Annotated in this window: 10 protein-coding genes; 2 read left to right on the top strand and 8 right to left on the bottom strand. The window is 69.6% G+C overall.

All coding sequences use genetic code 11. The annotated features are described in order from the left end of the window. Positions 1-250: 250 nt before the first annotated feature. From VT52_RS03680 to thyX, 3 genes are all read right to left on the bottom strand, one after another. Positions 251-1,936, bottom strand: coding sequence for a ribonuclease J (locus VT52_RS03680; RefSeq protein WP_046416795.1), 1,686 nt, complete (start codon positions 1,934-1,936; stop codon positions 251-253). 195 nt (positions 1,937-2,131) lie between these two features. After that, positions 2,132-3,031 carry a 4-hydroxy-tetrahydrodipicolinate synthase gene (gene dapA, locus VT52_RS03675; RefSeq protein ID WP_046416796.1) on the bottom strand — a complete coding sequence of 300 codons (900 nt, stop codon included), beginning with the start codon at positions 3,029-3,031 and terminating at the stop codon, positions 2,132-2,134. A 235-nt stretch (positions 3,032-3,266) separates the two neighbouring features. Next, on the bottom strand, positions 3,267-4,016 hold the full coding sequence (thyX, locus tag VT52_RS03670) for an FAD-dependent thymidylate synthase (protein WP_046416798.1): 750 nt from the start codon (positions 4,014-4,016) through the stop codon (positions 3,267-3,269). Positions 4,017-4,191: 175 nt separating this feature from the next. On the opposite strand from thyX, the gene VT52_RS03665 reads away from it, so the two are divergent. Both VT52_RS03665 and VT52_RS03660 read left to right on the top strand, forming a co-directional pair. After that, on the top strand, positions 4,192-4,428 hold the full coding sequence (locus VT52_RS03665; protein WP_046416800.1) for a hypothetical protein: 237 nt from the start codon (positions 4,192-4,194) through the stop codon (positions 4,426-4,428). A 90-nt stretch (positions 4,429-4,518) separates the two neighbouring features. Further along, positions 4,519-5,067: a phage holin family protein gene (locus tag VT52_RS03660; protein ID WP_046416801.1), complete on the top strand. Its 549-nt coding sequence runs from the start codon at positions 4,519-4,521 to the stop codon at positions 5,065-5,067. Positions 5,068-5,274: 207 nt separating this feature from the next. Here VT52_RS03660 and VT52_RS03655 read toward each other — a convergent pair whose 3' ends face one another. The 5 genes from VT52_RS03655 to rpsO all read right to left on the bottom strand — a co-directional run bounded on the left by VT52_RS03655 (position 5,275) and on the right by rpsO (position 10,770). After that, positions 5,275-5,730: a tetratricopeptide repeat protein gene (locus tag VT52_RS03655; RefSeq protein ID WP_046416803.1), complete on the bottom strand. Its 456-nt coding sequence runs from the start codon at positions 5,728-5,730 to the stop codon at positions 5,275-5,277. A 14-nt stretch (positions 5,731-5,744) separates the two neighbouring features. Beyond that, entirely contained in the window at positions 5,745-6,497 is a 753-nt protein-coding gene (gene dapB / locus VT52_RS03650) for a 4-hydroxy-tetrahydrodipicolinate reductase (RefSeq protein ID WP_046416804.1), read from the bottom strand. 72 nt (positions 6,498-6,569) lie between these two features. Then, positions 6,570-7,949: a M16 family metallopeptidase gene (locus VT52_RS03645; RefSeq protein WP_046416805.1), complete on the bottom strand. Its 1,380-nt coding sequence runs from the start codon at positions 7,947-7,949 to the stop codon at positions 6,570-6,572. Continuing rightward, the gene (locus VT52_RS03640) at positions 7,946-10,162 is read right to left on the bottom strand and encodes a polyribonucleotide nucleotidyltransferase (protein WP_046416807.1); all 2,217 of its coding nucleotides are present in this window, start codon (positions 10,160-10,162) and stop codon (positions 7,946-7,948) included. The genes VT52_RS03645 and VT52_RS03640 overlap by 4 nt, the downstream gene beginning before the upstream one ends. Before the next feature lie 320 nt (positions 10,163-10,482). Further along, positions 10,483-10,770 carry a 30S ribosomal protein S15 gene (rpsO, locus tag VT52_RS03635; RefSeq protein WP_046416809.1) on the bottom strand — a complete coding sequence of 96 codons (288 nt, stop codon included), beginning with the start codon at positions 10,768-10,770 and terminating at the stop codon, positions 10,483-10,485. Positions 10,771-11,005 lie beyond the last annotated feature (235 nt).

Raw genomic sequence — 11,005 nt, 5'->3', positions numbered from 1 at the left:
GTTTCCGACTCTATCAGATCTTTCCGATCCGATTTCCTCGGTGCTTTCCAGGTTCTCGCTCTCGCGTTTCCCTTTCCGGCGATTCCGACTTTATCAGAAGTTCTGAGCCGGATTTCCCTCCCGGTCCCGGGCACCTTGACCAGCACGTGAAGTACTGGGGTTCCCAACCGGGCGAGGTCGTAAACGTACTGGAGCGGGGCGCCCCGATGCAAATCGAGGCGCCCCGCTCCCGGTCCGAGCCGACGGGTCGTCAGACCTCCACGACCACAGGCAGGATCATCGGCCTGCGGCGGTAGTTGTCCGAGACCCACTTGCCGAGCGTGCGGCGGATCAGCTGCTGGAGCTGGTGGGGCTCCACGACGCCGTCCTGGGCGGACCGCTCCAGGACCTCGTTGATCTTCGGGACGACCTCGGTGAAGGCCGCGTCCTCGATGCCCGAGCCGCGGGCCTGGATGTGCGGGCCGCCGGTGATCTTGCCGGTGGAGGAGTCCACGACCACGAAGACCGAGATGATGCCCTCGTCGCCGAGGATCTTGCGGTCCTTGAGCGCGGGCTCGCCCACGTCACCGACGGAGAGCCCGTCGACGTACACGTAACCGGCCTGGACCTTGCCGGAGATCTTGGCCTTGCCCTCGACCAGGTCCACCACCACGCCGTCCTCGGCGATGACGATCCGGTCGTGCGGGACGCCCGTGAGCGCGCCCAGCTCGGCGTTGGCCCGCAGATGGCGCCATTCGCCGTGCACCGGCATCAGGTTCTTCGGCCGGCAGATGTTGTAGAAGTACAGCAGCTCGCCGGCGGAGGCGTGGCCGGAGACGTGCACCTTGGCGTTGCCCTTGTGGACGACGTTGGCGCCCCAGCGGGTCAGGCCGTTGATCACGCGGTAGACGGCGTTCTCGTTACCGGGGATCAGCGACGAGGCCAGGATGACCGTGTCACCGTCGACGATGCGGATCTGGTGGTCGCGGTTTGCCATCCGGGACAGCGCCGCCATCGGCTCGCCCTGGGAACCCGTGCAGACCAGGACCACCTCGTGGTCCGGCAGGTCGTCCAGCGTCTTGACGTCGACCACCAGGCCCGGCGGAACCTTCAGGTAGCCGAGGTCGCGGGCGATCCCCATGTTGCGGACCATGGAGCGGCCGACGAAGGCGACCCGGCGGCCGTACTCGTGCGCGGCGTCCAGGATCTGCTGGATGCGGTGCACGTGGCTGGCGAAGCTCGCCACGATGATCCGCTTGCGGGCGCCGGCGAAGACCTGGCGCAGCACGCTGGAGATGTCCCGCTCGTGCGCGGTGAACCCGGGGACCTCGGCGTTCGTGGAGTCGGACAGCAGGAGGTCGATGCCCTCCTCGCTGAGCCGTGCGAACGCGTGCAGGTCGGTGAGCCGGTTGTCCAGCGGCAGCTGGTCCATCTTGAAGTCGCCGGTGTGCACCACCATGCCCGCGGGGGTGCGGATGGCGACGGCCAGGGCGTCCGGGATGGAGTGGTTGACGGCGACGAACTCGCAGTCGAAGGGGCCGATGCGCTCGCGGTTCCCCTCGGCCACCTCCAGCGTGTACGGCCGGATGCGGTGCTCCTGGAGCTTGGCCTCGATCAGCGCGAGGGTCAGCTTGGAGCCGATCAGCGGGATGTCCGGCTTCTCGCGGAGCAGGAAGGGGACGCCGCCGATGTGGTCCTCGTGACCATGGGTGAGGACGATGCCCTCGATGTCGTCGAGGCGGTCCCGGATGGACGAGAAGTCGGGCAGGATCAGGTCGATTCCGGGCTGCTCCTCCTCGGGGAAGAGCACTCCGCAGTCGACGATCAGCAGACGGCCGCCGTACTCGAAGACCGTCATGTTCCGGCCGATCTCGCCGAGACCGCCGAGCGGGGTGACCCGTAGGCCGCCCTCGGGCAGCGGCGGGGGCGGGCCGAGTTCAGGATGCGGATGACTCAAAAGACTCTCCTCAACCACACGCGCCACGTACCGGTACGGCACGTGGCGCGCATGACGTTCGTGCGAAGCAGTTGTCGTTGTGGAATGCGGGACCGGTGGCCCGCGTATTCGGTTGTGGTGTCTTCAGTTGTGAAGCCCCGGAAACTTCCGGGAACTCCTGGACCGCGGGGGTCCGGGTGGTGCTGAAGTCTGTTGCTAGAGCTGTACCCCGCCGGCGGCAAGATCGATCTTGAGCTGGGCGATCTCCTCGGGCGAGCACTCGACCATGGGCGAGCGCAGCGGACCGCCGGGCAGTCCCAGCAGGTCGAGCGCGGCCTTGGTGGTCATGACGCCCTGGGTACGGAACATGCCGGTGTAGACCGGGAGCAGCTTCTGGTGGATCTCGGTGGCCTTGACGACGTCACCGGAGATGTAGGCGTCGACCAGGGCGCGCAGGTCCGGGGTGACCAGGTGGCCGACGACCGAGACGAAGCCGACCGCGCCCACGGACAGCAGCGGTAGGTTCAGCATGTCGTCGCCGGAGTACCAGGCGAGGCCGGACTGGGCGATGGCCCAGCTGGCGCGGCCGAGGTCGCCCTTGGCGTCCTTGTTGGCGACGATGCGGGGGTGTTCCGCGAGCCGGACGAGCGTCTCGGTGTTGATCGGGACGCCGCTGCGGCCGGGGATGTCGTAGAGCATGTTCGGCAGGCCGGTCGCGTCGGCGATGGCCGTGAAGTGCCGGTACAGGCCCTCCTGCGGGGGCTTGTTGTAGTACGGCGTGACGACCAGGAGGCCGTGGACGCCGATGCGCTCGGCCTCACGGGCCAGCTCGATGCTGTGGTGGGTGTCGTTGGTGCCGACCCCGGCCACGACGTGGGCGCGGTCGCCGACCGCTTCCAGTACGGCTCGTACGAGGTCCGATTTCTCCGCGTCGCTGGTGGTGGGGGACTCGCCGGTGGTGCCGTTGATGATCAGGCCGTCGTTGCCTGCGTCCACCAGGTGGGCGGCGAGCCGCTGCGCGCCGTCGAGGTCGAGTGCGCCGTCCGCCGTGAAGGGCGTGACCATGGCGGTGAGGACCCGCCCGAAGGGGGTCTGCGGAGTCGAGGTCGGAGCCATGGGTAACACGCTACTCGGTGCGGCATGCGCGGTCTGCCCTTGGGGGGCCGGGCAAGTCAGGACAAAGGTGGAACCCGGCACTGCCTGCTCGGGGGTTCAAGCAGTGCCGGGTCCGTTTGATCAGGCTAGATGAACTTCTCTAAATGCCGCAATACGGACACTTCAGGAGGCTGACCCGTACATCCGTTCCGCGCGACGGAACGGCGTCTCGCGGGGGCTCTCCGTGCAGGGCTCGCTACGGTGCGACGCGGCCGTTCGCGTTGTACGCGGCGTACGTCAGCGGCATGAGCTTCGCCCACTCCGCCTCCATCTTCTCGCCCACCATCTCGATCTCCCGCTGCGGGAAGGACGGCACCTTGGCCAGCTCGTGCTGGGTGCGCAGGCCGAGGAAGTGCATCAGGGAGCGGGCGTTGCAGGTGGCGTACATCGAGGAGTACAGGCCGACGGGGAGCACCGAGCGGGCGACCTCACGGGCGACCCCCTCGGCGAGCAGCCGCTGGTAGGCCGCGTACGACTGCTCGTACGACTCCTCCAGTGCGCCCTTGACCGCGGAGTGCTGCTCCGGGGTGCCCTCGACGAAGACGTACTTGCCGGGGCGGCCCTGCTGCACGAGCTTGCGGTCGGTGCCCGGGACGTAGAAGACGGGTTCCAGCTCGCGGTAGCGGCCGGACTCCTCGTTGTACGACCAGCCGACCCGGTGCCGCATGAACTCGCGGAAGACGAAGATCGGGGCGCTGATGAAGAAGGTCATCGAGTTGTGCTCGAACGGGCTGCCGTGCCGGTCGCGCATCAGGTAGTTGATCAGGCCCTTGGAGCGCTCGGGGTCCTTCTTCAGCTCGTCCAGGGACTGCTCGCCGGCGGTGGAGACGCGGGCGGCGAAGAGGACGTCGGCGTCCGAAGCGCTGGACTTGACCAGCTCGACGGTGACATCGCTGCGGAACGTGAGCGACTCGGGGGTGGTCACGGGGGTTGGGGTCCTTCCCATCACTTCGGTGGTTCGCGCCCACCTTACGGGGCACCCGCCGGGGGCCGGAGCGGCACCTCACCCCAAGACATGCCGACGATTTTTTCGGACATGGGCACCTTTTGCCGCACTCGAGCGTCTGTACCGGTGAGACCCGTACGTTCGGCCCCGAACGTGGAAAGGAGTGGCAGCCGCGATGTCCCGCCGCCGCGAGCCCGTACCCTTCGCCTTCCTCGCCGAAGGCGACACGTTCCGCAGCAATGTGGCTCCCCCGCCGCGCGCGCGGGGGTCCTTCGGCGAGATAGCCGGGCGCTGGCTGCTGGGTCTGACCGTCGTGGCCGGGCTGGTGGGCGCGCTGGTCATCGGCATGCCGGCGCTGTCCACGCCCGCGGATCCGCCGGTGCCGCAGTCCCAGGCGTCCCAGGGGCACTGACCCTTACGGCGGCTCCGGGCTGGTGAGCGGCCATGCGGGCGGATAGCCTCACCGGGCACAACCCCCGCGAGGACCGAGTGAGGAACCGCCGTGCCCCTGTCCTTCCTGACGGCCGACCGTACCTTCGAGGCGGCCTCCGAGAGCGCCCTGCCGTACGACGACCGGGACCGCTGGCGGCGCCCCTACCGTCCCGGTCCCTGGCGGGTCGGGGTGGCGGCGCTGGTGCTGATGGTGGCGTCGTTCGTGCTGTTCGCGGCGGTGCTGATCGCCCTGACCGGCTCGTCGTCGTCCGCGGTCGCCGTGCTCGGCCTCGGTCTGGTGGTGATCGCCGGGGCGTTGCGGCTGCTGCGGATGGGCGTGTGGGTGAGTCCCCGGGGAGTGCGGCAGGTCAGGTTGCTGATGACGCGGACGGTGCCCTGGGCGCGAGTGGGGTCCGTGCGGACGGTGCAGCAGCCGGTGCGGTGGCTGGGGCTGCCGAGGACGGTGCAGGGGCAGGCGTTGGTGCGCGTCCCCGCGGGGCCGGCGCAGGACTCGGTGCCGCTGCTCACGACGCACACGCTGGACTTCCTCAACCGGCCGGCGGCGTTCGACCGGGCGGCGGACACGGTGGAGGCGTGGGCGGCGGAACGTCGCCCGTGAGGCTCGGTGCCGGTCGGGCGCCCTGTGCTGTGGCCGGCCGGGGGCCGGGGCGCGTGCCCGCGCCTGCGGGGTGCCGCCCTGCGCCCACCCGTGCCGCACCCGGCGGCATGACCGCCCGCGGCGCGGGCGAAGCGCCGCTTCCGGAGCGCGGGGAAGCGCGCGAGCGGCCAGGGCGTGCCCGCGGCCGGCGACGTACGGCAGGGACCGTCACGCCTCCATCGGAGTACGGCCCGCGTGCAGGGCGATCGCCCGTTGCATCGCTTTGCGCGCCCGAGGCGTGTCGCGGGCGTCGTGGTAGGCGACCGCCAGCCGGAACCAGCAGCGCCAGTCGTTCGGGGAGGACTCCGTCTCGGCCTTCCGCCTGGCGAAGACCTCGTCGGCCGAGTCGCGGTCGATACGGCCGCCCGCCGTGCGCTTGAGCTCGTCCACGGGCAGGCCTCCCTCCGCGTCGAGTTCGGCGGCGAGCTGGTTGGCCCGGCGGACGAACTGGGTGTTCTTCCACAGGAACCACAGGCCGATGACCGGCAGGATCAGCACCGCGATCCCGAAGGTCACGGTGAGGACCGTACCGGTCTCTATCAGCAGCACGCCGCGGCTGCCGACCAGGACGAAGTAGAAGACCAGGACGGCGGCCGTGACGAGGTAATTGATCTTCGCGCGCATGGCAGGGACTGTTCTCAGCTCAGGTCGAGGAAGTGTTCGAGGCCGAAGGTCAGCCCGGGGGTGGTGACCACGCGGCGCGCGCCGAGCAGGATGCCCGGCATGAAGCTGCTGTGGTGCAGGGAGTCGTGGCGGATGGTGAGGGTCTCGCCCTCGGCGCCGAGCAGCACCTCCTGGTGGGCCAGGAGGCCGCGCAGCCGCACGGCGTGCACGGGGACGCCGTCCACGTCGGCGCCGCGGGCACCGTCGAGCGCGGTGACCGTGGCGTCCGGGGCCGGCGCGGTGCCGGCCGCGCGGCGGGCCTCGGCGATGAGCTGCGCCGTGCGCGTGGCCGTACCGGACGGCGCGTCGACCTTGTCGGGGTGGTGCAGCTCGACCACCTCGACCGATTCGAAGTACGGCGCGGCCAGCTGCGCGAACCTCATGGTCAGCACGGCCCCGATGGAGAAGTTCGGGGCGATGAGCACGCCGGTCCCCGGGGACTGGTCGAGCCGGCTCCTCAGCTGCGCGAGGCGGTCCTCGGTCCAGCCGGTCGTCCCGACGACCGCGTGGATGCCGTGGCGCACGCAGAAGTCGAGGTTGCCCATGACCGAGGCGGGGGTGGTCAGTTCGACGACGACCTGGGCGCCGGTCTCCGCCAGCGTCTCCAGCTTGTCGCCGCGGCCGAGGGCGGCCACCAGTTCCATGTCCTCGGCGGCCTCGACCGCCTTGACGGCCTCGGACCCGATCCGGCCCTTGGCCCCGAGGACCGCCACGCGCAGCTTGCTCATCTTCGCTTCCTTACCGATCCTCGTCGGCTTACCGACGTGTCGACGTGCCGTCCGGTGACGGCGGTGCGGGGGTCAGGCGACGGCGTCGTGCAGTCGCGCGGCCTGTTTGTCCTTCAGCGGGCCGATGACCGACAGCGACGGGCGCCTGCCCAGGATGTCGCGGGCGACCGAGCGGACCTCGTCCGGGGTGACCGCGGCTATCTTCGCCAGCATGTCGTCCACGGACATCTGCTCGCCCCAGCACAGCTCGCTCTTGCCGATGCGGTTCATCAGCGCGCCGGTGTCCTCCAGGCCGAGCACGGTGGAGCCGCGCAACTGGCCGATGGCGCGGGCGATCTCGTCGTCGGTCAGCCCGTCGGCGGCCACCTGGTCGAGTTCGTCGCGGCAGATCCGCAGCACGTCGTGCACCTGGCTGGGACGGCAGCCGGCGTAGACGCCGAACAGACCGCAGTCGGCGAAGCCGGAGGTGTACGAGTACACGCTGTAGGCCAGGCCGCGCTTCTCGCGGACCTCCTGGAAGAGCCGCGAGGACATGCCGCCGCCGAGGGCGGTGTTGAGTACGCCCATGGCCCAGCGCCGCTCGTCGGTGCGGGCGAGGCCCGGCATGCCGAGGACGACGTGGGCCTGCTCGGTCTTGCGGCCGAGCAGTTCGACCTTGCCGAAGGTGCGGATCGTACGGCTGCCGGCGCGCGGCGCGATGGGCTGTGCGGCCGGGTCCTTCAGGGCGCCCGCCTTCTCGAAGGCCGCGCGGACCTGTCGTACGACCTTGTTGTGGTCGACGTTGCCGGCGCAGGCGACCACGAGGTGGGTCGGGTCGTAGTGCTTCTTGTAGAAGCGGCGGATGCGGTCGGCGGTCAGGGCGTTGACGGTGTCGACGGTGCCGAGGACGGGGCGGCCGAGGGCGTTGTCGCCGAACATGGTGTGCGCGAACAGGTCGTGCACGCAGTCGCCGGGATCGTCCTCGGTCATCGCGATCTCTTCGAGGATCGCGCCGCGTTCGACGTCGACGTCCTCCTCGACGATGAGCGAGCCGGTCAGCATGTCGCAGACGACGTCGATGGCCAGCGGCAGGTCGGTGTCGAGCACGCGTGCGTAGTAGCACGTGTACTCCTTGGCCGTGAACGCGTTCATCTCGCCGCCGACGGCGTCGATCGCGGCGGAGATGTCCAGCGCGGAGCGGCGCCCGGTGCCCTTGAAGAGCAGATGCTCCAGGTAGTGCGTGGCGCCGTTCAGGGACGGGGTCTCGTCACGGGAGCCGACGTGCGCCCAGATGCCGAAGGTCGCGGAGCGGACGGAGGGCAGGGTCTCGGTGACGACGCGCAGGCCCCCGGGAAGGGTGGTCTTGCGGACGGTACCGATGCCGCCGGTGCCCTTGATGAGCGTTTGGGTACGGGCGACGGCCCGCGCCTCCGAGGAGGGGCGGGCCGTCACCTTCGAGCCACGGGACGTCACTTCTCGGCGTCGTCCTTCGCCTCGTCGCCGTCCTCGCCCTCGATCACCGGGATGAGGGAGAGCTTGCCGCGCGAGTCGATCTCGGCGATCTCGACCTGGACCTTCTGGCCCACACCGAGGACGTCCTCGACGTTCTCCACGCGCTTGCCGCCGGCCAGCTTGCGGATCTGCGAGATGTGCAGCAGACCGTCCTTGCCGGGCAGCAGGGAGACGAACGCACCGAAGGTGGTGGTCTTGACGACCGTACCCAGGTAGCGCTCGCCGACCTCGGGCATCGTCGGGTTGGCGATGCCGTTGATCGTGGCGCGGGCGGCCTCCGCCGAGGGACCGTCGGCGGCACCGATGTAGATGGTGCCGTCGTCCTCGATGGTGATCTCGGCGCCCGTGTCCTCCTGGATCTGGTTGATCATCTTGCCCTTGGGGCCGATGACCTCACCGATCTTGTCGACGGGGATCTTGACGGTGATGATCCGCGGGGCGTGCGGGCTCATCTCGTCGGGCCGGTCGATGGCCTCCATCATCACGTCGAGGATGTGGAGACGGGCGTCGCGGGCCTGCTTGAGGGCCGCGGCCAGGACGGAGGCCGGGATGCCGTCCAGCTTGGTGTCGAGCTGGAGAGCGGTCACGAACTCCTTGGTGCCGGCGACCTTGAAGTCCATGTCGCCGAAGGCGTCCTCCGCACCGAGGATGTCGGTGAGGGTGACGTAGTGCGTCTCGCCGTCGATCTCCTGGGAGATCAGGCCCATGGCGATACCGGCGACGGGGGCCTTGAGCGGCACACCGGCGTTCAGCAGCGACATGGTGGAGGCGCAGACCGAGCCCATGGACGTCGAACCGTTGGAGCCGAGGGCCTCGGACACCTGGCGGATCGCGTAGGGGAACTCCTCGCGCGTCGGCAGCACCGGCACGAGGGCGCGCTCGGCGAGGGCGCCGTGGCCGATCTCGCGGCGCTTCGGGGAGCCGACGCGGCCGGTCTCACCGGTGGAGTACGGCGGGAAGTTGTAGTTGTGCATGTAGCGCTTGCGGGTCACCGGGGAGAGGGTGTCCAGCTGCTGTTCCATGCGGAGCATGTTGAGGGTGGTGACGCCCAGGATCTGGGTCTCGCCACGCTCGAACAGCGCGGAGCCGTGCACCCGCGGGATGGCCTCGACCTCGGCGGCGAGCGTACGGATGTCCGTCACGCCGCGGCCGTCGATGCGCTTCTTCTCCTTGATGACGCGCTCACGGACCAGGGCCTTGGTCAGCGAGCGGTACGCGGCGGAGATCTCCTTCTCGCGGCCCTCGAACTCCGGGAGGAGCTTCTCGGCGGCCAGAGCCTTGACGCGGTCCAGCTCGGCCTCGCGCTCCTGCTTGCCGGCGATGGTGAGCGCCTGGGCGAGCTCGGGCTTGACCGCGGCGGTCAGGGCCTCCAGCACGTCGTCCTGGTAGTCCAGGAAGATCGGGAACTCGCCGGTCGGCTTGGCGGCCTTGGCGGCGAGGTCGGCCTGGGCGCGGCACAGGACCTTGATGAACGGCTTCGCGGCGTCGAGGCCGGCGGCGACGATCTCCTCGGTCGGCGCGTCGGTGCCGCCCTCGACCAGCTTGATGGCCTTGTCGGTGGCCTCGGCCTCGACCATCATGATCGCGACGTCGCCGTCCTCCAGGACGCGGCCCGCGACCACCATGTCGAAGACGGCGTCCTCGAGCTCGGTGTGCGTCGGGAAGGCGACCCACTGGCCGCGGATCAGCGCGACGCGGACGCCGCCGATCGGGCCGGAGAAGGGCAGACCGGCCAGCTGGGTGGACGCGGACGCGGCGTTGATCGCGACGACGTCGTACAGGTGGTCGGGGTTGAGCGCCATGACCGTGCAGACGACCTGGATCTCGTTGCGCAGGCCCTTCTTGAAGGACGGGCGCAGCGGGCGGTCGATCAGGCGGCAGGTGAGGATCGCGTCCTCGCTCGGCCGGCCCTCGCGGCGGAAGAAGCTGCCGGGGATCTTGCCGGCGGCGTACATCCGCTCCTCGACGTCCACCGTGAGGGGGAAGAAGTCGAGCTGGTCCTTGGGGTTCTTGGAGGCGGTGGTGGCCGACAGCACCATGGTGTCGTCGTCCAGGTACGCCACGGCGGAGCCGGCGGCCTGCTTGGCCAGGCGGCCCGTCTCGAAGCGGATGGTACGGGTACCGAAGGCGCCATTGTCGATGACGGCCTCGGCGTAGTGGGTCTCGTTCTCCACTAGCGTTTTCTCCGTTACTTATCGTCTTTTGTCCCTGGCCTGCCCGTGTGGCAGGGGGACGGTGGTGGAGAAGCGCGCCTGCGGTGCGGGCCGGTCTTCGATCGAAGCACCCGGGGCTCGCTTCCCCCCGGGGGCCACTACCGAGGACCGGCGGCGGCGTGGTGCGCTTCTCCTCATGTGTGTGGTGCGTTCTTGCGTTCTGCGTTCCTGCGCTGTGCTACCACACTACAAAGCGTGAGTGACACCGCGCACGTTTCCGCACGTACAGCAAAGGGAGCGGCTCCCGAGTCCTGCCGGGAACCGCTCCCCTCACGGCGTCCTTACTTGGCGCCGGCCGCACCGCGGCGGATGCCGAGGCGGTCGACCAGCGCACGGAAGCGCTGGATGTCCTTCTTCGCCAGGTACTGCAGCAGGCGACGGCGCTGACCGACCAGGATCAGCAGGCCACGACGGCTGTGGTGGTCGTGCTTGTGGGCCTTGAGGTGCTCGGTCAGGTCGGAGATCCGACGGGACAGCAGAGCGACCTGGACCTCGGGGGAGCCGGTGTCACCCTCCTTGGTACCGAACTCGCCGATGATCTGCTTCTTCGTAGCGGCGTCGAGCGACACGCGTACTCCTCATAGTCTGTTGAGGCCACCGAGTGCCCCCGGTCTACGTCTCGGGGGAGCTTCCTTGACTCGGAAGGCGGGGATCCGCTGCGCGCGGCCTCCAGGGCACGGGGCTCCGGGGGTGCGTACACGAACGGCCGTCACTCAGGGTACCAGGCGGTCGCGGGCCCGTTCGCCCCGGTCGGCGAACCACTCGATGGGGCGGCGTACGGCCACTAGGGTGAGCGCCGGGACC

It is taken from the genome of Streptomyces malaysiense, from assembly GCF_000980885.2.
Taxonomy (GTDB): Bacteria; Actinomycetota; Actinomycetes; order Streptomycetales; family Streptomycetaceae; genus Streptomyces; species Streptomyces malaysiense.
This window is presented reverse-complemented; position numbering and strand designations above follow the sequence as displayed.

Coding starts and splice junctions, on each gene's coding strand:
- dapA (WP_046416796.1), bottom strand. CDS start 3,031: ATGGCTCCGACCTCGACTCCGCAGACCCCCTTCGGGCGGGTCCTCACC.
- thyX (WP_046416798.1), bottom strand. CDS start 4,016: ATGGGAAGGACCCCAACCCCCGTGACCACCCCCGAGTCGCTCACGTTC.
- VT52_RS03665 (WP_046416800.1), top strand. CDS start 4,192: ATGTCCCGCCGCCGCGAGCCCGTACCCTTCGCCTTCCTCGCCGAAGGC.
- VT52_RS03655 (WP_046416803.1), bottom strand. CDS start 5,730: ATGCGCGCGAAGATCAATTACCTCGTCACGGCCGCCGTCCTGGTCTTC.
- dapB (WP_046416804.1), bottom strand. CDS start 6,497: ATGAGCAAGCTGCGCGTGGCGGTCCTCGGGGCCAAGGGCCGGATCGGG.